This is a genomic window from Rothia mucilaginosa (assembly GCF_019334805.1).
GTDB classification, from domain to species: Bacteria; Actinomycetota; Actinomycetes; order Actinomycetales; family Micrococcaceae; genus Rothia; species Rothia mucilaginosa_C.
Genome location: NZ_CP079822.1, coordinates 2,198,917 through 2,222,940 on the forward strand (window position 1 = coordinate 2,198,917; position 24,024 = coordinate 2,222,940).

Genomic DNA, 24,024 nt, shown 5'->3' on the forward strand with positions numbered 1-24,024 from the left:
GTCTTTTAGCGGGTGGTGCGTTCCAGCAGCTGCAGCACGTTCTGGTAGGTGTGGCCGGTCGCCTCGGTCATGCCCTGCTCACAGGTACGGTTAGCCGAAATGTATGCGGCGAACTGCTTCTGCTCGCTCAGCTCCGCAGCCTCCGCCTCCGTAGCGCTCGCCGTCAGCTCGGGGTGCAGCATACCGCGGTCACCCGCGTAACCACAGCAACCCCAGTGCTTCGGCACGTACACGTCGTCACTCATCGCGTTCGCAATCTTCTCAAACGCAGGCTGAGTACCCAAGTGAGTCATGGAGCAGGTCGGGTGCAGCGCAATCGACGGCAGGGGAGCAGACACGCTCAGCTTATCCAGCATGTTGTCGGCGGCGAACTGCACCGCATCGTACATGCGCAGACGCGAGAAGTCCGGCTCGCCCGGCTTCAGACCGTTCACAATCTTGTGCTCAAGTGCCTTAATAACCTTCTCACGCATCACCTCAAGACCCTCGGTACAGGACGAAGCGTCACACACGACCGGCAGGCGGCCACCATCAGTAGCCTCCCACAGGGACTTCAGCACACGGTCACTCATAATCGAGTAGCCGTCGGTGAAGCCCTTCGACTTCCACGGGGTAGCACAGCACATCTCACCAATATTGTCCGGGATGCGGTACTTCACGCCGGCACGCTCGCACAGGCGAATGAACGCCTGGGTTGCGTTGACCGGGTCGTGCTTGCCGTCGCCGTCCACGCCGCCGAACATGGCGTTCACGCAGGCGGGGAAGAACACAATCTCAGCGGTTGCGTCCTTGTGCGGCTTACGTGCCGGGCCACCAACCGGCAGGTCCTTCTTGTAGGACGGAACCATGTCGTCACCCATGACCTTGCGGGCAATGTCGGTGGTGCCGTGCACCACGGGGAACGGCAGCTTCTTCGCCACAGTCAGGGCTTTGCCGGCGACCTTGTCCATGATGCCCCACTGCTGCGCGGCGACCTTCCAGCCGGCGGCGGCCAGCTTGTCCTGGTTCTCAGAACGCAGGCGGCGAATCAGGTCACCGGTGTTAATGTTCACGGGGCAGCGGGTCTGGCACATGCCGTCCACGGCGCAGGTCTCAATGCCGTTGTACTCGTACTCCTTACGCAGACGCTCGGCGAGTTCGTGGTCGCCGTTCGCCTCAGCGGCGGCAATCTCACGGCGCATCACGATGCGCTGGCGCGGGGTCAAAGTCAGGTTGCGGGAGGGGCAGACCGGCTCGCAGTAGCCGCACTCCACGCAGCGGTCGACTTCTTCCTCGACGGTTTCGGCGACCTTCAGGTCGGTCACGTAGTCGGTGTCCGGCTCAACCAGCAGAACGCCCGGGTTCATGAAGCCCTTCGGGTCAATGAGGCGCTTAATCTGGCGCATCACGTCGAAGAGTTCCTCACCGAACTGGCGGCTCACGAACGGCGCCATGATACGGCCGGTACCGTGCTCAGCCTTCAGCGAGCCGTCAGCGGAAAGGATCAGCTGAACCATTTCTTCGGTGAAGTCGCGGTAGCGGTCCAGCTGTTTCGGGTCGCGGAACTGCTCGTTCAGCATGAAGTGGATGTTACCGTCCTTCGCGTGGCCGAAGATCACGGAGTCCTGGTAGCCGTGTGCGTCGAACAGCTTGGTCAGGTCGCTACAGGTGTTACCCAGAACCTCAACAGGAACAACCACGTCTTCAAGCAGTGCGTTAGTGCCGGAGCGGCGGTTACCCGCAACGGTGGTGTACAGGCCGCGGCGTGCCGCCCACAGTGCGTTACGCTCAGACAGCTTGCTGGTCATCGACACCGGCGAAGCCACCGGCAGGCTCTTAAACATGGGTGCCGCAGCGGCAGCCAGGTCGTTCAGCTCCTGCTCAGAGTTGCCCTGGAACTCAACCAGCAGGGCGGCGTGGTCCTTCACGTCGATGGCGGCGAGCGCCTCCGCAGCCTGGCCGGTACGCTGAGCCACACGAATACTGGTGGCGTCCATCAGCTCGACGGTAGCGAGCTTGTTAGCAACCAGTTCGGGCACAGAGCGTGCAGCATCAATCAGGTTGTCGAACACGAGCAGGCCGGTGGAAATGTTCTTCAGAATCGGCAGGGTGCGGTAGGTAGCCGAAGCAACAAAACCGAGGGTGCCTTCCGAACCAATCAGCAGGTGCTGCAGAATGTCCACGGGGGTTTCAAAGTCGACCAGGGAGTTCAGGCCGTAACCCATGGTGTTCTTCATGGAGTACTGCTGGCGAATCTTCGCCATGGATTCGGGGTTCTCAAGCACGCGCTTGCGCAGGCGCAGCAGGCCCTCGTGGAGTTCAGGTTCGAGGGAGCGCAGCTTCTGGTCGGCGTCCGGCTCGGCGGTGTCGATGATGGTGCCGCTGGGCAGCACTAACACCATGGAGTCGAGGGTGTTGTACGTGTTGTACTTGGTGCCCGAAGACATGCCGGAGGAGTTGTTCGCGACCACGCCACCGATGGTGCAGGCGGACCAGGATGCCGGGTCGGGGCCGAGCTTGTAGCCGTAGGGTGCCAGGTAGTTGTTGACCATCATGATGGTCGCGCCGGGCTGCACGCGCACCTTCTTGCCGTCTTCAAGGACCTCAATTTTCTTGAAGTGGCGGCGGGTGTCAATCATGAGGCCGTCGCCGCTGGACTGGCCGGAGAGGGAGGTGCCGCCGGAGCGGAAGGTCAGCGGCAGACCGAGGTCGCCGGCTGCGCGGAAGATGTTGGCGACGTCTTCGGCGGAGTCGGGGCGGACCAGGCCGGCGGGCACGAGCAGGTAGTGGGATGCGTCGTGGGAGATTGCCAGGCGCTCGAGTTCGGAGACGCTGGATTCGACGGCTTCTGCGCGTGCGTCGGAGAGTAGGCGCTTGAGGGTGTCCTCGTAGGGGGACTTGAGGGCTTCGGACGTGTTTGACACGACGGTGGTCATGATGAATCTCCTTAGTGAGACTGTCTTACCTTTCAGTATGTGCTCTTGAACACCGTCTTTTCCGCTTAGCTATGGCTAAGCTTGGCGACTACTTGTCACCATAAAGGGGGCGGGTTATGCACCGTGCTGATGCGGTGGTTTGCCGCGTATTTGCTGGCTTTCCGGGGGAATACGCCCGGGCCTGCGGAGGCGCACCCACCACACTCTGAACGCCGCGGTTGCTCTTAGGCGCGGCTGCCGAGGGTTGTAACATTCCAGCGGCTAACCCAAAAGGCGGCTAACCCAAAAGAAAGCGTGGGGCAGAAAGCTACATGCTTTCCACCCCACGCTTGTGTAACGTTTAGGCTTCGTCGAAGAAGTCCTCATCAAGCTTCATGATGGTGTACGTGCGTGCCACCTGTACACCAACACCGTACTTAATCATGAGGCGCGCCAGGTGCTCACCATCAATCAGAACGAGGGAAACTCCGCCACCAAGTTCCTCCGCATAGCCGCGTGCGTCAGACGTATAGGAGCTCGACGTGATGAACACTCCCTGCGTTGCCTTGCCATGCAGTGCGCCCACAAAGCTCTGAAGGGCAGGGCGTCCCACCACATTGTCCTTGGCGTAACGCTTAGCCTGGACATAAATCTTTGAAAGACCCAACGCATCCTGGTCAATGATTCCGTCCACGCCGCCGTCATTGGAAGCCGGAGTAACGGTGCCGCGTCCTGCCGGGCCGCCGTAGCCCATCGCCAACAGAACATCCACCACCAGATGCTCAAAAGCAGTCGGAGACATTGCGCGGACGCGTTCCAAAATATCGTGCGTCAGCGCGGACTCAATCTGAGTGATGCTTTCATCAATGAGTTCCTGCGGGGTGCTATCAGACACCTCAGAGGGTGCAGTCGTGACGGCAACAGTCTTGGTAGCGGTCTTCGGGGTTTCCTGCGGGTCCTGCTCGGAACTATCAGACTGGGAACGCTCACGCGTGCTGCGGGCGGAACGAACGATATGCGCGACGACATCATCGGGGATGCCCCCAGGATGAGCCTCAATCAGCTTCAAGCCTTCGTCAGAAATAACCTGCTGACCGCGGCGAGGGGAATCAACCGCACCGAACATCTTGAGATAGGTCAAGCCCCAACTAATGCGGTCCACATAGACGGGACGCTTGCCGTTCGGCAGGTAGGGTAGTAGCTGCTCGTCAGAAAGCGGGTAGCGCTCTGCTACAGCGCTATAAATCTCTTTATTGGTGCGGGAGTTGCCGTCAGATAGGTAAGCAAGAATGCTGGGAATGAATTCGTAGAACTTGGGAAGTTCAACCTCAGTGGTATCAGGCGACTGAGCGGTCATCGGTGTATCTCCATTGATTGATAACGGCTGGTTAATAACGGCGGGTAGTCCGTTCTTAATATACCTCTAATACAAAAGATAATCGTTACCAGAGGTGCCTGTTTTCCCTTGTGCAGGCTTTATTAGCGCCGCAGCTGCTCTTAGGCACGCCCGCCGAGGGCCGTAACATTCCAGCTAGCAGTACTATCAGAAGTCACCACACCACAAAATAGGGGAGAACCCGCCGAAGCACGCACCCCCAAATCCTCCACAAACACGCGGCCACCCGCAGGCACACTACGCTCCTTACGATCCACACCCGCACAATACACCGTCATCTTCGCACCCGAACGGTTCTCCACCGCAACCGAACCGCCGCCCGATTTCGACACAGTATCGTGCACAAAACCGCGGTGTAAAGACCGCCGCCCAAAGGTCACAGCACAAGGTCACAGTGCAACGAAATAGAAACGCAAACGCAACGGCGTGGAGTATCATTCACACTATGGATAAGGCAGAACAGAACCAGACAGACAACACGGTAAAGAACGGCACAGCACCCAATACCTCGGGGAATACCTCGGGCAATATTCCGGGGAACAGCCCGGTGGGTGCGTCTGCGCGCCCTGAAACTGTTGCATCTGAAACTACCGCATCTGAAGCCGCCGCTGAGAATACCACGAAGGCTGGTTATACCCAGTCGGCACCGGCAGAATCCAGTGCCGCCAAAACTAGTGCTGCAGCAAGTAGCCCCGCAGAGGCTACCGCCCCCGGCATGGAGGCAGTACAGGTTGATGCCGTGCAGATTGATAGCGCCCGCCTGGACAGCACCCACTCCGTCTACTCCACCGACCTGGACCCCGACGACTACGAAGAGGTCGTCGAAGAATACGCCACCACCGACGCGCCGGACGGTACGCACCGCGAGGAGCGTCGCATCACCCGCACCACGCATCACCCGCACGGCAAGGGCGACCAGAAAGCGGGCACCCAGGGTAACCCCGATGGTGACGCCGAGATTATTGATGTAGGCGAACCTGAAACGCACACCACGACTATCCGCACGGTCACCCGCACCGTCACGGACCCGCCGCGTCGCGCCCCGCGCACCCGCCTGTTCCGCACGCTCAGCAAGTACCGCGGCGAGAAGAACCTGGCGGCGTGGGAGGAACGCTCCTCCACGCCCATGTTCGTGGCGTCCGTACTGTACCTGCTCGCGTTCGCCGCGCCCATCATGAGCACACGCATTCAGGAGCCGTACGACGCGTACCTCAACATCATTCAGATGATCCTGTGGGGCCTATTCGCCGCCGACTACTGCATTCGCCTGTACTTGGCGCCGCGGCGACTCTACTTCATCACGCATAACCTGATGAACCTGGCGATTGTGCTGCTGCCCGCGTGGCGTATTGTCAGCTTCCTCTCCATGATTTATATGACCGCCAACCGCCAATATAAGAGGCTCTCAGAGCTGGCGGTGAAGCTCTTCGGATACACCGCGATCTTCATCATCATGTTTGCCCTGTCGATCTATTCGGTGGAGTCCTCCGAGCCGGGCGCGATGATTCGTGACCTGCCCACCGCCTACTGGTGGATGTTCACGACCCTCGCCACGGTCGGCTACGGAGACGTTTACCCGGTCACCGGTATCGGCAGGGTCATCGCCGTGATCGTCATGCTGTACGGCGGGGGCTTGGTCGCGGTTGCTACCGGTGCGCTCGCGAGCTGGATTATCGAAAAGTTTGGTGGCAGGGAGGAGCAGGAGTACCCCGCAACCAAGGCTGACGTGGACGATCTTCGCCAGGAGATTTCTGAGCTGCGCGCCCTGCTAGCTCGTGAGTATGCGCGCCGTGAAGCCCACGACTGCAGGCTGCGTGAGGTCGTAGATGAGGAGGGCGTGCACCCCGTTCCTTCGGAGGCGGAGGCGGCACGCCGCGCCGGTTTCAGCGCCGCCGCGGGCTTTACTGCCCCTGGTACTCCTGGCGCTCCGGGTGCTGCTGCGGCAGCTTCTGCGGAGGCTACCCCCGAACACCGCGCCCGGCGCCGCGCGGGCTGGTGAACCTGCCGACTCCTCGGCATCTCATGAGGTTGCGGTGCGCGAGCAGGAGCCGGTCGCCCTGCTGGAGGAGACCCGCCAGACGTTCACGATTATTCGTGAGAAGTTCTCGCTACGTTCCCGCAAGCAGTAGTCCGCTCGCAAATACCCTGCGGACAGTAACCGGGCTGTAGCGGCTCGGTTGCGGTAGCGCAGATAGCAGCGCAGATATAACAGTTCAGTTGAGGCTTGGCGCTCAAACCCACACCGCATACTTATTGAAGCGGTGGGTTTGGGTGCCGAGCCCACGCGAAGGCAAGACGAAGGCAAGAAAATTGCCGCCCACGCCACCGTGCGGGATATTTCGCCTTGTCGAGGCAAAATTAGCCCGTGGAGAGTGCAAATTGGGGCTCGTGTGCGCGAAAAACCCCTCAACTTAAGATCTAATGTGACCAAACTATCTTTTAAAAATGGCCGCCACTGGTGAAACTCCTAGCCAGAGCCTATAAACTATCTACCGTGCCGGTTATCGAACGCCCTGTAGCCTCAATGCGCTACGGGGTGTCGTCGTATCCCCACCTCACTCACGGGGAGGCACCACTCAACTCACAAACTCACTCAAACACATAACTCTGTTAGGACACGTTCGTGGTACCTAAGTCCACTCTGGGCGCGCTCGCTCTACTCGGCGCGCTCTCTCTCACCGCGTGTGCACCCGCACCGAATAACGCCTCCGCAAGTGCGGTTGTTGACCCCGCAGCTTTTGAAACCGTCGAGCCTAGTGCCGTTTCCGCCCCCGGCGATGACAGCACCGGAATTAAGGCGGCGGTTAATGCCTCGCATGACCCGTCGATTCACCCGGCTGCGACCCAGCCTACTGAGACCCCCGCGCCGGACAACACGAGCAACCAGGAGCCTGCCGCATACACCGCGGCGCCCATGCCTTCCTCGGCAGCCGTTGCGCGCTCGCAGAAAATCATGGACGGCACCTGGGTTCAGCAGGACTCTACCAACCTTGAGAACTACATGGACGCAGTCATTCACGACGGCATTATCGAGGTCACCTACCACCTGAACCACGAAGAGCTGGCAACCCCCTTCTGGGCTGGCACTTTCGAGGCGAAGACCGGCAACTTCAGCTACATTTCGCACGTGGACCACGCGAAGCTGAGCCACGCACCGTACGCCTCCGATAAGGAAACCAAGGAATTCGTCATGGAGGACGGCGTGCTGAGCTTCCCCATGACCTTTGAGGGTGCCACCCGCATCATTCACCTGGAAAAGCAGCACAGCTAAGCGCGCTGCCGGGGGAGTTATCTCATATCTGGCACGCATGACGGACGGGGCGTTCCCGTTGCCGCGTGCGGGCTATAGAATGGGACTATGAGCGAGAACACGACCCCCGAGCATGGCACCGCAGCCTCGGTGCAGGATTCCTTCGAGCTACCCAGCGCACCGGACCAGTTCCAGCGCCTGTGGACCCCTCACCGCACCGCCTACGTGAGCGGTGGCCAGAAGGACTACACCGAGAAGACCTGCCCCTTCTGCACCGCGCCCAGCCGCAGTGACGAAGAGTCGCTGATTGTGCACCGCGGCGAGCATGCCTTCGTGATTCTCAACCTCTACCCGTATAACCCCGGTCACCTGCTGGTCTGCCCGTACCGCCACATCCCGTTCTATGACGATGCGACCGAGGCAGAAACCATGGAGATTGCGCAGCTGACGCAGCTTGCCATGAAGGTTCTGCGCGAGGTGTCGCATAATGACGGCTTCAACATTGGCATAAATCAGGGCAAGGTTGGCGGCGCGGGCATTGCTGATCACCTGCATCAGCACATTCTGCCGCGCTGGAGTGGAGACACGAATTTCCTGCCGATTATCGCTCACACCAAGACTATGTCCCGCACGCTGGACGATATGCGTGTGGCCATTGCGGAGGGGTTTGCCCGCCTCAGCTAGATGGCCCGGTGCGCCGGTTGAGAGGCTTGGTGAGTTTGCGAATCTGCACCCATTGCTTCAATTTGCAAACCAGTGCAGAAAAAATTTGCTTCATAAATGCGTAGATTAGGTGTTTAACGCTCATTTGAATGATGTTACGTCTGCTATGTATGGCAAAGTTTTAAATGCAGCGACGCTGCGGGGAAGCTTCCGGCTTCCATGAACACCGCATAGCTCACCGAAAAATAGCGGTCACCGATCGCTTTCGGGCTTGGCAGGGTAAGCGCCCTGCCTCAACCACAGAGGTCAGCGCCTCAGCTGAGAACCCACCCCGCCGTGCGTGAACGCACGGCAACACTGCGGGGGTGCGGATCAGCGTGAAGGACGCTGGCCTCTTTTTCCTTCCGAGGATATGCGCCTGTACTGAACGCATGAGGATGCGCCACCGAAGGTGCGATACCGGATGCACCGCCCCCCCACCCCGTGAGAGAACTAGCCAGACCCGCTAGAGTGGAATGCTATGGACTACCCCAACCTGCTTGAGAACGCTTTCGACGAGTTTAGCGCTGTGCCCGCCGCCGGTAATTCTGCAGGCACGCCGCAACTACTCATCTGGAGGCAGATCCGCTGGTCCAACCGCCGCCCGCTCATTGAGGTGGAACCGGTCGTGCCCGGAGGGGTCGCTGAAGGAGCTCATAACCGGGCATGTCAAGCGGCCGGGGAGAGCGCCCCCACCCAGGAAAGCAGTCCCGCGCAGCGTGGCGTTCCGAACGGGGTTCGCATCCAGATTCCATTGACCCCCGGCGCCTACCTGGGGTTGCGCATTCCGCGCGATAGCGAGGGGGAACTCTACCGCTACTGCGCCGGATACACCACCGGCACGAGCAATGACGCCGCCCCCGAATCCGCGGGAATCCGCCGCGTACCCTGCCCCGAGGGCACCCGCATCCAGCGTGGCCAGCAGTGCCCGCGCTGCACCGCCCGCGACGAATTTACCGCCCTGCACAGCGCGCACCTGTACCCCGGAACGCTCACTGAATCCATGCGCGCCTACGCCATGCTGGAGCATCGCCTCTACATCGCGACCTTCCCCGACGGCACGCACAAGGTCGGCACGAGCTCCCTGCATTCGACCCCGCGCCGCCTGGACGAGCAGGCGGTCGCCACCGCCACCTACATTGCGCTCGCACCCGACGGGCTTGCCATTCGCCGCGCCGAGGACGCCGTGACCGCCCTCGCGAAGATTCCGCAGGTCAAGCAGGTGGCGAGTAAGTACCGCGCCTGGACGAATCCGCTGCCCGGGGCGCAGCTTCGCACTGCCCACCAGGAGGCGGTCGCCCGCGCCCGCGAAGCGCTCGCCGAACTGGCGCACACCGCCCCGGAGGTGCCGCTCACCGTCCTGGATGAGCCGTGGATTCCGTCGCTTGCCATGAACCGCCCGTATGCGGCTCTGCGGGCGCAATCGCCCGAACCGCTGGCACCCTGTGATTCTGGTTTGGGTGATCCTGGTCTGGAGAGCGGGGCGGCTGGTTTCTTCTGTACGGGTGCGGCGGGTCAGTTTTTGAGCGCCCACACCGGCGATGCTGACGCGGCGTTCCTGGTGAATACTGCGGCGTGGCGGAATGTGCTGGTGGAGCCGGCGCAGGAGTTCACGCGGGTGAGGGTGCAGGGTTCTCTGTTCTAAACGGGCTCGCTGTTCTAACACCCCCGGCGCTCCGCCCTAGCCGGAGCCCCGCACCAACTACCCGTACCAAAACCCCGCACCAAAACCTCAGTAACCCCGCCCCGTCCGGCTGTAGCGAACGATACCGCTACCCACATTCAGCCGCTGGCGTGCGTGTACTAAAATGGTAAGCATGTCCAAACCCCTCATTCGTCTTCTCGGCCAGGGCGTACGCGCCGCGACTAAGCTTCGCGGCGGCGGCTCCGCCTTCCCCGGCCTTGTCATGGAAAAATTGCACCCCGACTTCGTCGCTGAAGAGCTCGCGAAGCTGCCCTACGGCGTGGTTGTTGTCTCCGGCACGAACGGTAAGACCACCACCACGAAGATGGCTGTGCAGCTGCTTGAAGCTCAGGGTCTGAAGGTTTTCACTAACCGCACCGGTTCGAACTTTGTGCGTGGTGTCGCTGCGGCACTGCTGGGCGAGATGACCCTCGGCGGCAAGCTTGACGCTGATATTGCTGTGCTTGAGCTGGATGAGGCGCACGCCGTGCACTTCGTGAAGGCCGTCAAGCCCGACTACGCCCTGCTGCTGAACGTTCTGCGTGACCAGCTGGACCGCTTCGGTGAGATTGACACGACCCGCCGCATGTTGGCGACCGTCGCCTCCGCAACGACCGGTACCGTGGTGCTCAACCGTGAGGACCCGCGCATCCGCTCCCTCGCTGAGAACGTGCAGCCGGGCGTGACCGTCAAGTATTACGGTCTGGATGAGTCCCTGCGCTCGTACTTCCCCTCGGATGATGAGATGCGCGGCGGCACCGTCGCGAAGGCAGCCCTGCCCGACGCTGACGTCACCCTGACCGCGTTCTCCGGCACCTCCGCAACCTTCGATCTGGCGGGCGTGGAGCGAGTCGGTGAAATCAACCTCTACGGCATTTACAACATCTTCAACGCCGCTGGCGCTATGGCACTGACCCGCGCCGTCATGGGCGAGAAGCTCAACGAAGATAAGCTCATCGCGGAGCTGGCGAAGATTACCCCCGCCTTCGGCCGCGGTGAGACCCTGAACGTGAACGGCCGCCCGCTGCAGCTGCTGCTCGTGAAGAACCCGAGCGGTTTCCGCCTGTCCCTGGCGAGCGCGAACGCTGACGACTACGCCACCATGATCACGATTAACGACCAGTACGCTGACGGTCGTGACGTGTCCTGGCTGTGGGATGTTGACTTCGACAGCTTGAAGAAGACCGGAGTGCAGATGGTTTCGGGTGTGCGTGCCTGGGATATGGCGCTGCGCCTGGAGCATGACGGCGTGAAGGTTGACGAGGTCAACGAGAACCTCGCCGATGCGCTCAAGGGCTTCATCGCTTCCAGCGGTAACGCGCCCATGCGTATTTTCTGCACCTACACCGCAATGCTGGCTCTGCGTGAAGAGCTAGCAAAGATTACTGACGTTGAGAGGGTCTCCTAATGACGGCAACTCACACTTTTGAGGGCACCCCCGCGGCAGGCCCGAATAACGGTAAGACTCTGCGTATTCTGCAGCTGTACCCGCTCGACATGAACATTTACGGCGACTGGGGCAACACCCTGGCGTTGGCTCGTCGCGCGCAGGCACACGGCTTTGACGTGCAGATTCTGGACCACAACCCCGGCCAGCCTTTCCCGGAGGATGTTGACATTATTCTGGGTGGCGGCGGTCAGGATTCCGGTCAGTCCGTGATTCAGGACGACCTGCACGCGAACGGTGACACGCTGCGCTCGCTGGCTGAGGCTGGCGTGCCGATGCTCGTCATTTGTGGCCTGTACCAGCTGTTCGGCAAGGAATTCCGCACCCGTGAGGGTGAGGTGCTGAAGGGCATCGGAATTTTTGATGCGCACACGGTCGGCGGCGATGACCGCCTGATTGGCAACATTGTTGAGGAGTCTGAGGAGTTCGGCACCGTGATTGGTTTTGAGAACCACTCGGGTCTGACTTACCTGGGCGCCGGATGCACCCCGCTGGCTACCGTCACCAAGGGCGAGGGCAACAACGTGACTGACTCGCATGAGGGTGCGCGCGTGCACAACGTGATTGGCACCTACCTGCACGGTTCGCTGCTGCCGAAGAACCCGAAGATTTCGGACTACCTGATTGAGCAGGCGGCTAAGCGTAAGTTTGGTGAGTTCACGCCGAACACGATTGACGACTCGCTGGTGGAGAAGGCACGCGCTTCGGCTGCGTCTCGCCCCCGCTAGCATCCTTCCGGGTGGTGGCGTGCACTTTCTGAGGTGGTGTGCGCCTCCGCTACGGTATAGTTATGTGAGTACAGTACGGTGCGTGGGACGTTTCGCCGTGTCCGCACAGAGGTTTTGACTAAGGGAGATACGAATGTCCGGTCACTCTAAATGGGCGACTACTAAGCACAAGAAGGCTGCTATCGACGCTAAGCGCGCGAAGGCTTTCGCGAAGTTCATTAAGGCAATTGAAGTTGCAGCACGTATGGGCGGCGCTGATATTGCTGGTAACCCCGCTCTTGACCTGGCTGTGTCGAAGGCGAAGAAGAACTCCGTTCCTAACGACAACATTGACCGAGCAATCAAGCGTGGCGCTGGCCTGACCGGTGAGACCATTGACTACACCGAAATCATGTATGAAGCACGCGGCCCGCAGGGTACCGCTCTGTACATTGAGTGTCTGACCGATAACCGTAACCGTGCGGCGTCTGAGGTTCGCCTGGCTGTGACCCGTAACGGCGGCACCATGGCTGACCAGGGTTCGGTTGCGTTCCTGTTCGAGCGTAAGGGCGTTGCTGAGGTCACCAAGACTGACGGTCTGACCGAGGACGACGTTCTGATGGCTGTCCTGGATGCAGGCGCCGAAGAGGTTCTGGACGAGGGCGACGTGTTCACCGTTGTTTCCGCAGCGACCGACCTGCCCGAGATTCGTAAGGCACTGGACGAGGCTGGCCTGGAGTACAACAACGACGACCCGGTCTTCCGCCCGACCATGCAGGTTGACCTGGACGCCGAGGGTGCTAAGAAGTTCATGAAGCTGGCAGACGCTATTGAAGAGCTCGACGACGTTCAGAACGTCTACTCGAACGCTAACGTTTCTGCTGAGGTTATGGCAGAGCTGGAAGCTGAGTAATCGCTCGGATTCTGATATCTGATGCTTGAAGAAGCCGCTCCTTTAACCGAGCCGCCGCAGGGTGGCTGGTTGGGGGAGTGGCTTCTTAGCGTCTGGGGCTATTTGGGGGATGCGCTGGGTACTTTTCGCGGGACGCGCGTGACTGTATCCGCGGTGACCATTCCCATGGCGTGCCCCGGTGCCGGGTGCTAGGATTCTGGAGGACTAGATTCTGGAGGACTGGAATCTAGAGATTCTCTAGGGAGTTTGTCGAAAGGGGAGATGATGGCTGCCGCTCAACCTGCCGCACGCGATAGCATGCGTGAGAACCGTACCGCCGCCGCCGTGGAGCGTGTGCCGGGTGCAACCCGCATCATGGGTGTTGACCCGGGTCTGACCCGCTGCGGCTTCTCCATGCTCGATATGACCGCCGACCGTAAGGCGCACTTCGTGAACGTGGGTGTTGCCGGCACGATCCCGGCGGAGTCCCTGGACCAGCGTATTCTCTGGATTTTCAACGCCGCCTCCCACTGGCTGGACACCTATAAGCCGGATGCCCTGGCGATTGAGCGTATCTTCGCGCAGGAGCAGGTGAACACGGTGATTGGTACGGCGCACGCTTCGGGCGCGGTGATTTCTGCGGCGGCAATGCGCGGCGTGCCGGTGTTCTTCCATACCCCTTCGGAGGTGAAGGCGGCGGTGACCGGTAGTGGCCGCGCGGATAAGGCGTCGGTGGGCCGCATGGTGACCCGCATTCTGGGGCTGGATTCCATGCCGAAGCCCGCCGATGCTGCCGATGCCCTGGCGATTGCGATCTGTCACGGTTGGCGTGGCGGCGGCATCGGTTCGGGTATTAACATGTCCGCTCAGACGCAGACTCACCAGGGTTCACGCCCGGCACAGGCTCGCCGCGGTGGGTCGTTGACTCCGGCGCAGCGTGCCTGGATGGAGGCGGAGGCGCGCGCTCGCCGCTAGAGGTGCCTGTGTGGGCCTTCGTGGGCCTTTGCGCCCCTCCTGCTGGTTCACGTATATTCGCTAAGAAGTTCGAATATATGCTTGATTTCAGAAGAAATATTCTAATATACTTGTAGTGTCTCCCCGTCGAACTGGGGGAGTGCGTTCTGCGGGTGCCGGAGTTCCCGGTGCCCTCACACTGCCGCGAGCCCCAATCCGGGGGCGCGGTGTTGAAAGGTGGAGAGAAATGATTGCATCCCTGACCGGTCGTGTGGCTCAGGTGGGCCTTGATCATGCGGTGATTAACGTGAACGGTTTCGGCATGCTCGTGTACGCGACTGCGCGTACTCTCTCCAAGCTGCGCACAGGTGAGGAAGCTACCGTGCTGACCACCATGATTGTGCGTGAAGAGTCGATGACTCTCTACGGTTTTTCGGAGCCTGCCGAGCGTGAAGTGTTCGATATGATGCTTTCGGTTTCCGGTATTGGTCCGCGCATTGCGCTGGCGGTGTTGAGTGTTCACACTGCCGCTGAGGTGGAGCGCGCTGTGGCGACCGGTGACGATAAGGCGTTCACGAAGGTTCCCGGTATTGGTCCGAAGGGTGCCCGCCGTATTGTGCTGGAGCTTGCCGGCAAGCTGATTCTCAGCGATGGCCAGACCGATGAGTTGCCGCTGAGCCAGGGCATTGTCTGGAAGCCGCAGGTGCTTGACGCTCTCACCTCTCTGGGCTGGAGCGAGAAGGACGCTTCCGCCGCTATTGACGCTTACGTGCAGCACAACCCTGCCGCAGAGACTGAGCCGGTGGGTGTGGCTCTGCGTGGTGTGCTCGCCTCCTTGGGTACTCAGAACACGGTGGGCCGCCACTAAGCGGCGCGCCCTGTTCGACGTATCCCACTCAAACTTTTGTGAAAGAAGAATTCTATGAGCCAGAATCCCTATGAGCCGCAGCCCGCGGCGTCCCTGGTTTCCGGCGGGTATTTTCCCGGTCAGGTGCCCGGCACTCAGGCGTCTTCAGCTCCCGCCCAGCGCCTCGTGGCAATGGAAGAAGAGCCCGAAGAGAAGATGATTGAGGCGGCACTGCGCCCTAAGTCCCTGGACGACTTTGTGGGTCAGCGCCGCGTGCGTCAGCAGCTGTCCCTGGTGTTGGAGGCTTCGAAGATGCGTGGCCGTAGCGCCGACCATGTGCTGCTGTCGGGCCCTCCCGGTCTGGGTAAGACCACTCTCGCGATGATTATTGCGGCTGAGATGGAGGCGCCGCTGCGCATCACCTCCGGCCCGGCGATTCAGCATTCGGGTGATTTGGCGGCGATTCTGTCTTCGCTGACCCCCGGCGAGGTGTTGTTCCTGGATGAGATTCACCGTATGAGCCGCCCGGCTGAGGAAATGCTCTACATGGCGATGGAAGATTTCCGCGTGGACATCGTGGTCGGTAAGGGTGCGGGTGCGACCTCCATTCCGTTGGAGCTGCCGCAGTTCACCCTGGTGGGTGCGACGACCCGTGCGGGTCTGCTGCCGGGTCCTCTGCGTGACCGCTTCGGTTTTACCGGTCACCTGGAGTTCTACTCGGTGGAGGAGCTTGAGCTGGTGCTTCGCCGTAGTGCGGGCCTGATGGACATGCAGATTACCTCCGAGGGATTCACCGAGATTGCCGGTCGTTCCCGAGGCACGCCCCGTATCGCGAACCGCCTGCTGCGTCGTGTGCGTGACTGGGCGCTGGTCAACGGCGTGGACCGCATTAACGCGACCCATGCCGCAACCGCGCTGGACATGTACGAGGTGGATTCGCGCGGCCTGGACCGCCTGGACCGTGCCGTGCTGGAGGCGCTGATTCACAAGTTCGGCGGCGGCCCGGTGGGTCTGTCCACCCTCGCCATTGCGGTGGGTGAAGAGACGGAGACCGTGGAGACGGTTGCCGAACCGTACCTGGTGCGTGAGGGCCTGATCGGTCGCACCCCGCGCGGTCGTGTGGCTCTGCCCGCGGCGTGGGAGCACCTCGGCTTGGAGGCCCCGGAGATTCAGCTTTAGGCCCGCACCAGCTCTAGATGCGCACCAGCTGATAACACTGTAGTAGCCCGTGGGAGGTATCCGCCTCCTGCGGGCTTCTCTTTGCCCCCCCGGTAGCTCTTCTGCAGGCACTGTCGGGGTTCCATTAGGCTCTGCCGGGCTCTGCTGGTCTTTACCAGTGACATAAAATTACGCCGAGAGAGTCCAAAACTCAGGTTAACCTCACAAAAACGCTGGTTCGGGGCGCTAAAGCTCATGCTCTCGCGTAGGATGGATACGTACTGTATCTACGATTCCACACCTTCCGGTACGCTCAACCCTCGCGGTGAGCGGCACGGGTGCGGATGTGAAAGTGAGACCATGGATTTTAACCTCCTGATTATGATCGCCATGATGGCGCTGCTGGCATGGATGATGTTCTCTGCACAGAAGCGTCAGCGTAAGCAGATGGAGGAACTGCGCGCAATGCAGCAGTCTCTCGTCCCCGGCACCCAGGTGATGACTGGTTCCGGCATCTACGGCACCGTTGTCAGCACTGACCTTGAGAACAACAAGCTGCAGCTTCAGATTGCGGACGGTGTTGTTATCACCCTGGCACTGAACGCGATTATGACTGTCGTTGAGGAGGAAGCCCCCGCGGCACCCCTGACCGAGGACGTGTACGAGGCTACCGCATCCGAAGCTCCCGCTTCCGATACCTCTTCTGATACTGCTAAGTAATTCAGCGCGTATGAGCCCGGCGCCCCATGAGCGGCGTCGGGTTTTCGCGTTACGGAATCTGTAGAACACTCAATTCTATTCACACGAAGAAGGAACATTATGGCTAAGCGTTCACCGCTTGCAGCCGCGCGAGGGGCGCTCCTCTCGATGGTCCTGCTCATGGTTGTTATGGCTGCCGGTATTTTCGGTAGCACCTATTCGGGAGGTTCGTGGGCGCCGAAGCTCGCCCTGGACCTTTCGGGTGGTACTCAGATGATTCTTTCTCCGAAGGTTAACGGCTCTTCGGATGAGAACGTCTCCCAGGAGCAGTTGAACCAGGCGGTTGAGATTATTCGTCAGCGCGTTGATGGTGCTGGCGTTTCGGAGGCGGAGGTTACGACCTCTTTCGGTTCGGGTAATAATGTGGTTGTTTCGGTTCCCGGAACGATTAGCGCTGAGACTCGTCAGCTGATTCAGGCGTCTGCAAATATGACGTTCCGCCCGGTTCTTGTAGCCGGTGCCGGTACTGCGGTGGCTGAGGATGCCCGCACTGCGGACGATAAGCTGCCCAAGCCGTCCGCGGAGCCGACTGACGGTTCGGACCGTAACTGGATTACTGCGGACCTGTACAAGCAGTATGAGGCGAAGGACTGCACCGCGGCACGTAATGAGGACGCCGATAGTGCGGACCCGACTAAGCCGATGGTGGCGTGTTCCACTGACGGTCAGGAGAAGTACATTCTGGGTCCTGTGGAGCTGAGCGGTAGCGATATTTCTACCGCAAGCCACTCGCAGGAGACGACCGGTCAGGGCGTGACTACGGGCCGTTGGGCTGTGAACATTCAGTTCAACGATGAGGCTCGTGAGAAGTTCCAGAACATTACTTCTCGCCTGAACGCGATTCGTGCACAGAACGCAAATGATCCGCGTGCCCGCTTCGCGATTCTGCTGGACGGCAAGGTGCTGTCTTCCCCGGTGTCGCAGGCTGTGATTTCTGACGGTAAGCCGCAGATTACCGGTAACTTCACCGAGCAGGAGGCGAAGGCTCTCGCCGATCAGCTCAAGTACGGTGCCCTGCCGATTAGCTTCACAATCCAGTCGGAGCAGCAGATTTCTGCGACCCTGGGTTCGGAGCAGCTGCGTGTGGGTCTGCTGACCGGCCTGATTGGTCTGCTGCTGGTGTTCGTGTACTCGCTGTTCCAGTACCGTCTGTTGGGCTTTGTCACGATGATGTCGCTGGTTGTGGCTGGCATCATCTCGTATGAGGCGATTGTGCTGCTGGGTTGGGCGTTGAACTACCGCCTGTCCCTGGCTGGTGTGGCGGGTCTGATTGTGGCGATTGGTGCTACGGCTGACTCGTTCATCGTCTACTTCGAGCGTATCCGTGACGAGATCCGTGCGGGCCGCACGATTCCCTCGGCCGTGAACCACGGTTGGAAGCGCGCATCCCGCACGATTCTGGCCTCGAAGGCCGTGAACCTGCTGGCCGCCGTGGTACTGTACGTGGTGTCCGTGGGTTCGGTGAAGGGCTTCGCGTTCACGCTGGGCCTGACCGCAATCGCCGACCTTCTGGTGGTGTACCTGTTCACCCACCCGATGCTGACTCTGCTGGCGAATACCCGCTACTTCGGTGAGGGTCACCGACACTCGGGCTTGTCGCCTGAGTCGCTGGGCGCTACGCCGCTGTACCGTGGTGCCGGTCGCCTCCGCAGCCCGGAGGAGAAGCAGCTGAGCATCGCTGAGCGTCGCCGTGCAGAGCGTGCTGCCGCTGAGGCTGACGAGTCTGCTTCTGATGAGAAGAAGGAGAGCTAAGCATGGCTACCGATGTGAAACCTAATGCTTTTGCCCGCTTCGGTAATGACCTGCATTCGGGTGCCCGCTCGTACCCCTTCGTGGGTAAGCGCCGCCTGTGGCTGTTGCTTGCGGCTGTGCTGATGGCGGTTTCGGTTCTGATTCCGGCTGTTGGTGGCGGCTTCAACCTGGGTATTGATTTCCGTGGCGGTTCGGAGTTCGTGGTCTCGAAGACCGCGCACGTTGATACTGCTACGGGTGAGCGCATCATTCACGAGAAGGCGAAGGACGCTTCGGATGTTCGCGTGACCAATATTGCGCCGGGTACGATTCGTGCCCAGATGAGCAAGCTCAGCGATGATGAGACTCTGCAGGTGAAGGCGGCTCTGCAGGAGGGTTACGGCGTTTCTGAGAATGACGTGACCTCCTCGTTTGTGGGCCCGACCTGGGGTGCGGATGTGACCCGTCAGGCGTTCTGGGGTCTGGTCGCGTTTGTGGTGCTTGCGCTGATTGGTATGGCGTTCTATTTCCGCACCTGGAAGATGTCGCTGGCGTCTATTGCGGGCCTGTTTTTCACCGTGGTGGTGACGGTTGGCCTGTACGCCGCGTTCGGCTTCGAGATCACTCCGAGTGCGATTATTGGTTTCTTGACGATTCTGAGCTACTCGCTGTACGACTCGGTGGTGGTGTTCGATAAGATCCGTGAGAACACCGAGGATGTGCTGGAACGCCGCGACACGACTTTTGCCGAGCAGATTAACCTGGCGGTGAACCAGACTCTGGTCCGTTCGATTAACACCGCTATTGTGGGTGTTCTGCCGGTGGGCGCGATCTTGTTCATTGGTGCGTTCATCCTGGGTGCGGGTACTCTGCAGGACCTGTCCCTGTCGCTATTCGTGGGTATTCTGGTGGGCATGTTCGGTACGCTGTTCGTGTCTGCGCCGCTGTATGCTTCGCTGCGTTTGGGCGAGCCCCAGATTCGTGAGCACACCGCGAAGGTGGAGAGCGGCAACTTCAAGGACGCTGAGGATGCTGACGAGGCCGATGCTGAGGGCTCGGAGGAGCCCGCCGAGGCTTCTAAGCCTGAGAAGTCCAGCAGGTCTGCGGACTCTGCCGACGAGGCGACCGATGCGGACAACGCAGCCGAGAAGCCCGCTAAGAAGCCGGCACGTGCAACCATTGAGATTCACCGCGTGAACTTGAACGGTTAGCCAGCGTTCCGCCAGCGCTACTGGCGTTGCTAACGATAGGGGAGTCGATACCGAAAGGTGTCGGCTCCCCTTTAGCGTGCCCGCTGGTTTATGCCCGCGGGTTTGCTCCCGCGGCGGCGCGGGGCAGCAGAACCGGGGGAGTAGCGCCTCCCTCATGCCCCGCTGAACCACCTCATGTACACCAGCCTAATATTTCACCGGCCTAATGTGTCATAGCGCGGCATAGTTTACGCGCATATTTTGGCTCATATCCGCGTGCTGGGTAGGATAAAGGTAGAAGATACTGCGCGCCCGCATCCACGCCTTTCAACGACGAGCAGATTCGGGGGCTCAGGTCATCGCTGTTACGTCCAAAGGAGCCTGGAATGAGTGCAGAACCTGCCGTGAACACCAACGCTGAGAACCCTGCAGGGACCGCCGAGAAGCCCGCGGTTCGGCCCGCTGGCCCGATTCCTCTGCCTGAAACTGATTCGTCTGACGCAAAGAAGAAACGCGGCTCGCACCGCGTCATGGCTGCTGGCGGACGTGTGCCGAACCGCCTCGTCTTCGGTAGCCGCAGCAGCACGATGGAGGCGTCCGATTCGCACGGCGGCACCATCCGTTTCTCCCCGATGATTGCGCCGGTCGTGCGTGCCGTGCGCCGCTACCACCCGGATGAGGACATTCAGGTGCTGCAGCGTGCCTACGAGGTGGCGAACCGCTGCCACGAGGGTCAGAAGCGTAAGAGTGGCGACCCGTACATCACCCACCCGGTCGCCGTGACTGCGATTCTTGCGGAGATGGGCGCGACCGGCCCCGTGCTCGCCGCCGGCCTGCTGCATGACACGGTGGAAGACACCGACTACACGATGGAGCAGCTCACCGAAGAGTTCGGTGAGGAGGTCGCCTACCTGGTCGACGGCGTGACCAAGCTGGACAAGATGACCTACGGCGAGAACGCCTCCATCGAGACAATCCGCAAGCTTGTGCTGTCCATGAGCAAGGACATCCGCGTGCTGCTCATCAAGCTTGCCGACCGCCTGCACAACGCCCGCACCTGGCGTTTTGTGCCGCAGGCTTCTGCCGCGAAGAAGGCAGAAGAGACCCTGAAGATTTACGCGCCGCTCGCGCACCGCCTGGGCCTGAACACGATCAAGTGGGAGCTGGAGGACCTGTCCTTCGCCGCCATGAGCCCGGAAATTTACGCCGAAATGGTGCGCATGGTCGGCGAACGCACCCCCGCGCTCGAAAAGTTCCTGAACGAGGCGCGCACCAAGATTACGGACCGCCTGAAAGAGGTGGGCATCGACGCGACCGTGACGGGCCGCCCGAAGCACTACTATTCGATTCATCAGAAGATGAAGACGAAGGGCCGCAGCTTCGACGAGATTAACGACATCCTTGCCGTGCGCATCATGGTTGAGGAAGAGGCGGAATGCTACACGGTGCTCGGCCACGTGCTGTCCCTGTGGCCGTCGATGACCGGCCGTTTCAAGGACTACATTAAGAACCCGAAGAACAATAACTACCAGTCGCTGCACCTGACCGTGTACGGTCCGGGCAACCTGCCGCTTGAGATTCAGATCCGCACCTACAAGATGCACGAGGAAGCTGAGTACGGTGTGGCGGCGCACTGGCGCTACAAGGCGGCGTCGCGCGGCGAGAAGGTCGCTGCTCGTGGCGGCGCGCCCGCGAAGGACCCGAAGGAGCCGGGCACCCAGACTTCGGCGATGATGAACGTCGGCATCCTGCAGTCTATTGCCGAGATTTCGAACTCCAACCCTGAGTCGGAGAAGTTCTATGAGTCGCTCGCTGACACTCTCGACACCGACGAAATCGTGGTTCTCACCCCCAACGGTGAGGCAATCGCCCTGCCCAACGGCTCCACCCCCGTGGACTTCGCCTACGCCATCCACAGTGAAGTCGGCGACCGCACCGTCGGCGCGAAGGTCAACGGCCGCCTCGTGCCGCTGCACACGGTCCTGCCCACCGGCGCCACCGTGGAGATTATGACCACGAAGAACGAGGACGCCGGCCCCAGCGAGGACTGGCTGAAGTTCGTTCGCTCCTCACGCGCTCGCACGAAGATCCGCCAGTACTTCGCGAAGGAACGCCGCCTGGAGGCTCTGCTCGCCGGCCGCGAGATGCTCACTAAGAGCATGCGTAACAGTGAGCTGCCGCTGCAGAAGATGATGAGCCCGGAGATCATGACTCAGGTGGCTCAGCTGCTGCACAAGAATGATGTGGCGTCGCTGTACCGTGCGATTGGTGAGCACGAGATCGCGCCGAAGCAGGTCATTGACACCCTCGTTGAGGTGCACCGCGGCGACGAGCCGGCACCCGAGGTTGAGGTCAGCGACTTTGACGAGACGCTGCTGAAGTCCACCCGCAAGGCGATTGGCGATAACGGCGTGATTGTGCCGGGCGCTGAGGGTGTGCTGACGAAGATTGCGCGCTGCTGCACCCCGGTCCCGCCGGATGACATTATCGGCATTGTGACCCGCTATAACGGTATTTCGGTGCATCGCCGTGACTGCCCGAACATGCGTAACGCTGACGAGGAGCCGCGCGTGACCACGGTCGAGTGGGCGTCTTCGCCGACCGCTACGTACCGTGTGCAGATTCAGGTGGAGGCGCTGGACCGTAAGGGCCTGCTGAGCGACCTGATTCGTGCGATTTCTGAGTCGGGCGTGAACATTCTGGATGCGCGCGTGCACACTTCGGAGGATCGTACCGTGGTGGACCGCTTCGCCCTGGAGCTGGGTGACCGCTTCATGCTGGAGCACGTGCTGAACGTGGTCCGTAACGTGACGGGCGTGTACAAGGCGTACCGCCTGACCGGCGCGAAGCCCTCGGAGGCGTAGGCTCTTTAAAATTATCCTTCTGTGTTGATTCGAGGTGCTGGTTTTTGTACTCTTGAGTTAACCGTTCGGCCCGCTACTCTTGATGGAGTAGACGGGCCGGATTTCTATTTTCTGGTCTTTACGTTGAGAAGCCACATGTGTTTCGAAAAGCCACTTCTTTGGTGGCTTCTCGAAACACATGTGGCTTCTCGCTGTTAAGCGGGTTGGGTTCCATAATGACGAACCAGTACGCACAGGTCGTTCTCATTAGGCATAATGAATGTGGTGGCAATGGTCGCCGCTACACATACAACGAAATGGTTTTTATATGTCTATTGAAAAGGCAAACGCTTACACTTTCTCTTGTTTGGAGTATTTGGGCCGTGAGCTTGATCCGCTGCTGACTCGCTTGGTGGTGGAGAAGGGGGTGATGTCCCAGTCTCAGGTAGAGGAGTATGGCTGGGTTTCTATTCTGCTTTACTTGGATGATCAGCGTAAGCGCAAGGTGGAGTTGAGCCGTTACAACCCGCGAGACGTTCAGCTTCAGTTGCGTATGCTGACTGAGCCGGTAGGTACTCCGGAGCGGAAGCACCCATTTGAGCCTGATTCGAGCCGTACCGTGGGTACGTATGCGCAGGATTTGCGTATTTTCCGCAACAAGAAGATGCACGGCAGGGATATGAACCGCAATGATGCGGTGCGTATCTACGATTCGGCGGCGCGTCTTTTTGAGGCGTTGGGTGCGCCGGAGCAGCAGGAGTGGTGTGAGAGCCAGCTGAACCGTGTGCATGCTGATTTGTTTGGTGCTGGTGAGGTGGCACCGGTTCGTCGTGAGCTGGATGAGGAGGTTCGTCAGGCTGTGTCGACTGCCCGTGAGGTGAAGACTGAGGTGTCTGCGCCTCGTGGTGCGTTTACTCGCCCGGCACCGGTTTCTCGACCTGCCCAGCCTGCGGCTCCTGCTTCGGCTTCTCAGCCGGCATCGGTCTCTGATTCCTCGGTTCCTCCGCTGTGTCTTGCGGTGGGGGAGGGCCGTTACCCGTTTGAGCCGTGGGAGCCGATTTCGCTGGGTGATCGCGATATTTTTGATTCGCTGCGCAGTAAGCGTTCTAAGGATCAGATGTCTGCTGCTCTTGAAGAGATTGTGTCTGCTGAGGGCCCGGTTCAGGCTGATCGTTTGGCTACTTTGGCGGCGCAGTGCTTTGGTGTGAGCCGTTTGGCGAAGAAGAACCGCGACTGGATTATCCGTTTGGCGGACCGTATGCCCGAGCTGCAGGTGGATGAGCATAAGTTCGTGTGGCATGTTGAAGAGCCGCGCGAGGAGTATGGCGAGTTCCGTCCTTCGGTGGATGGTGCGGTGCGCGAGTTTGACCAGATTAGCCCGGTTGAGATTGCGAATGCTTGGCGCTTCTATGAGCAGAATCCTGAGTTGATGGATGATGGCCAGGATGTTGAGTCGGCTGTGTTGGCGACTTTTGGCCGTAAGCGTCGTACTGCGAAGGTTAAGGCTCAGTTGGAGCTGGCTAAGGCGCTGTTGGCTGCCTAGTTTTTTCACTCACTTTTTAATCACTCA

Annotated in this window: 18 protein-coding genes; 15 read left to right on the forward strand and 3 right to left on the reverse strand. The window is 60.3% G+C overall.

Annotated elements, in window-relative coordinates; genetic code table 11:
• Positions 1-5: 5 nt before the first annotated feature.
• From LPB405_RS08670 to LPB405_RS08680, 3 genes are all read right to left on the reverse strand, one after another.
• Positions 6-2,915 (reverse strand): FAD-binding and (Fe-S)-binding domain-containing protein, encoded by a 2,910-nt coding sequence (locus LPB405_RS08670; RefSeq protein ID WP_219101321.1) that lies wholly within the window; start codon positions 2,913-2,915, stop codon positions 6-8.
• Between the two features lie 340 nt (positions 2,916-3,255).
• Positions 3,256-4,251, reverse strand: coding sequence for a restriction endonuclease (locus LPB405_RS08675; protein WP_005505835.1), 996 nt, complete (start codon positions 4,249-4,251; stop codon positions 3,256-3,258).
• A gap of 140 nt (positions 4,252-4,391) precedes the next feature.
• Positions 4,392-4,622 (reverse strand): hypothetical protein, encoded by a 231-nt coding sequence (locus tag LPB405_RS08680; protein WP_141744435.1) that lies wholly within the window; start codon positions 4,620-4,622, stop codon positions 4,392-4,394.
• Positions 4,623-4,735: 113 nt separating this feature from the next.
• Between LPB405_RS08680 and LPB405_RS08685 the strand changes: the two genes are divergently transcribed.
• The 15 genes from LPB405_RS08685 (at position 4,736) to LPB405_RS08755 (ending at position 23,997) form a co-directional block, all read left to right on the forward strand.
• A complete protein-coding gene (locus LPB405_RS08685) occupies positions 4,736-6,289 on the forward strand; it encodes an ion channel (RefSeq protein ID WP_257604911.1) in 1,554 nt (517 codons plus the stop codon).
• Between the two features lie 624 nt (positions 6,290-6,913).
• Positions 6,914-7,561, forward strand: coding sequence for a hypothetical protein (locus tag LPB405_RS08690; protein WP_012903445.1), 648 nt, complete (start codon positions 6,914-6,916; stop codon positions 7,559-7,561).
• An 87-nt stretch (positions 7,562-7,648) separates the two neighbouring features.
• Entirely contained in the window at positions 7,649-8,224 is a 576-nt protein-coding gene (locus LPB405_RS08695) for an HIT family protein (RefSeq protein WP_049350129.1), read from the forward strand.
• 499 nt (positions 8,225-8,723) lie between these two features.
• On the forward strand, positions 8,724-9,887 hold the full coding sequence (locus LPB405_RS08700; RefSeq protein ID WP_219101323.1) for a hypothetical protein: 1,164 nt from the start codon (positions 8,724-8,726) through the stop codon (positions 9,885-9,887).
• Between the two features lie 163 nt (positions 9,888-10,050).
• On the forward strand, positions 10,051-11,334 hold the full coding sequence (locus LPB405_RS08705; protein ID WP_219101325.1) for a Mur ligase family protein: 1,284 nt from the start codon (positions 10,051-10,053) through the stop codon (positions 11,332-11,334).
• A complete protein-coding gene (locus LPB405_RS08710) occupies positions 11,334-12,101 on the forward strand; it encodes a type 1 glutamine amidotransferase (RefSeq protein ID WP_219101327.1) in 768 nt (255 codons plus the stop codon). The genes LPB405_RS08705 and LPB405_RS08710 overlap by 1 nt, the downstream gene beginning before the upstream one ends.
• Positions 12,102-12,234: 133 nt before the next feature.
• Entirely contained in the window at positions 12,235-12,993 is a 759-nt protein-coding gene (locus LPB405_RS08715; RefSeq protein ID WP_049345517.1) for a YebC/PmpR family DNA-binding transcriptional regulator, read from the forward strand.
• A 264-nt stretch (positions 12,994-13,257) separates the two neighbouring features.
• Positions 13,258-13,947, forward strand: coding sequence for a crossover junction endodeoxyribonuclease RuvC (ruvC, locus tag LPB405_RS08720; RefSeq protein WP_005505862.1), 690 nt, complete (start codon positions 13,258-13,260; stop codon positions 13,945-13,947).
• A gap of 226 nt (positions 13,948-14,173) precedes the next feature.
• The gene (gene ruvA / locus LPB405_RS08725) at positions 14,174-14,794 is read left to right on the forward strand and encodes a Holliday junction branch migration protein RuvA (protein WP_005505871.1); all 621 of its coding nucleotides are present in this window, start codon (positions 14,174-14,176) and stop codon (positions 14,792-14,794) included.
• 171 nt (positions 14,795-14,965) lie between these two features.
• Positions 14,966-15,952 (forward strand): Holliday junction branch migration DNA helicase RuvB, encoded by a 987-nt coding sequence (ruvB, locus tag LPB405_RS08730; RefSeq protein ID WP_219102070.1) that lies wholly within the window; start codon positions 14,966-14,968, stop codon positions 15,950-15,952.
• Between the two features lie 339 nt (positions 15,953-16,291).
• Positions 16,292-16,651, forward strand: coding sequence for a preprotein translocase subunit YajC (gene yajC, locus LPB405_RS08735; RefSeq protein ID WP_049345512.1), 360 nt, complete (start codon positions 16,292-16,294; stop codon positions 16,649-16,651).
• 99 nt (positions 16,652-16,750) lie between these two features.
• Positions 16,751-18,442, forward strand: coding sequence for a protein translocase subunit SecD (gene secD, locus LPB405_RS08740; RefSeq protein WP_219101329.1), 1,692 nt, complete (start codon positions 16,751-16,753; stop codon positions 18,440-18,442).
• Positions 18,443-18,444: 2 nt separating this feature from the next.
• Positions 18,445-19,632 carry a protein translocase subunit SecF gene (gene secF, locus LPB405_RS08745; protein ID WP_219101331.1) on the forward strand — a complete coding sequence of 396 codons (1,188 nt, stop codon included), beginning with the start codon at positions 18,445-18,447 and terminating at the stop codon, positions 19,630-19,632.
• Between the two features lie 365 nt (positions 19,633-19,997).
• Positions 19,998-22,475 carry a RelA/SpoT family protein gene (locus LPB405_RS08750; RefSeq protein ID WP_049354695.1) on the forward strand — a complete coding sequence of 826 codons (2,478 nt, stop codon included), beginning with the start codon at positions 19,998-20,000 and terminating at the stop codon, positions 22,473-22,475.
• A gap of 307 nt (positions 22,476-22,782) precedes the next feature.
• Complete coding sequence (locus LPB405_RS08755; RefSeq protein ID WP_257604912.1) at positions 22,783-23,997, forward strand: DUF3320 domain-containing protein; 1,215 nt, start codon at positions 22,783-22,785, stop codon at positions 23,995-23,997.
• Positions 23,998-24,024: the final 27 nt, after the last annotated feature.

Excerpts from the sequence above, each read along its gene's own strand:
- LPB405_RS08670 (WP_219101321.1), bottom strand. The coding sequence starts at position 2,915 with ATGACCACCGTCGTGTCAAACACGTCCGAAGCCCTCAAGTCCCCCTAC.
- LPB405_RS08700 (WP_219101323.1), top strand. The coding sequence starts at position 8,724 with ATGGACTACCCCAACCTGCTTGAGAACGCTTTCGACGAGTTTAGCGCT.
- ruvC (WP_005505862.1), top strand. The coding sequence starts at position 13,258 with ATGGCTGCCGCTCAACCTGCCGCACGCGATAGCATGCGTGAGAACCGT.
- secD (WP_219101329.1), top strand. The coding sequence starts at position 16,751 with ATGGCTAAGCGTTCACCGCTTGCAGCCGCGCGAGGGGCGCTCCTCTCG.
- LPB405_RS08705 (WP_219101325.1), top strand. The coding sequence starts at position 10,051 with ATGGTAAGCATGTCCAAACCCCTCATTCGTCTTCTCGGCCAGGGCGTA.
- LPB405_RS08695 (WP_049350129.1), top strand. The coding sequence starts at position 7,649 with ATGAGCGAGAACACGACCCCCGAGCATGGCACCGCAGCCTCGGTGCAG.
- LPB405_RS08685 (WP_257604911.1), top strand. The coding sequence starts at position 4,736 with ATGGATAAGGCAGAACAGAACCAGACAGACAACACGGTAAAGAACGGC.
- LPB405_RS08675 (WP_005505835.1), bottom strand. The coding sequence starts at position 4,251 with ATGACCGCTCAGTCGCCTGATACCACTGAGGTTGAACTTCCCAAGTTC.
- LPB405_RS08715 (WP_049345517.1), top strand. The coding sequence starts at position 12,235 with ATGTCCGGTCACTCTAAATGGGCGACTACTAAGCACAAGAAGGCTGCT.
- LPB405_RS08710 (WP_219101327.1), top strand. The coding sequence starts at position 11,334 with ATGACGGCAACTCACACTTTTGAGGGCACCCCCGCGGCAGGCCCGAAT.
- LPB405_RS08755 (WP_257604912.1), top strand. The coding sequence starts at position 22,783 with ATGTCTATTGAAAAGGCAAACGCTTACACTTTCTCTTGTTTGGAGTAT.
- ruvB (WP_219102070.1), top strand. The coding sequence starts at position 14,966 with ATGGAAGAAGAGCCCGAAGAGAAGATGATTGAGGCGGCACTGCGCCCT.
- yajC (WP_049345512.1), top strand. The coding sequence starts at position 16,292 with ATGGATTTTAACCTCCTGATTATGATCGCCATGATGGCGCTGCTGGCA.
- ruvA (WP_005505871.1), top strand. The coding sequence starts at position 14,174 with ATGATTGCATCCCTGACCGGTCGTGTGGCTCAGGTGGGCCTTGATCAT.
- LPB405_RS08750 (WP_049354695.1), top strand. The coding sequence starts at position 19,998 with ATGAGTGCAGAACCTGCCGTGAACACCAACGCTGAGAACCCTGCAGGG.
- secF (WP_219101331.1), top strand. The coding sequence starts at position 18,445 with ATGGCTACCGATGTGAAACCTAATGCTTTTGCCCGCTTCGGTAATGAC.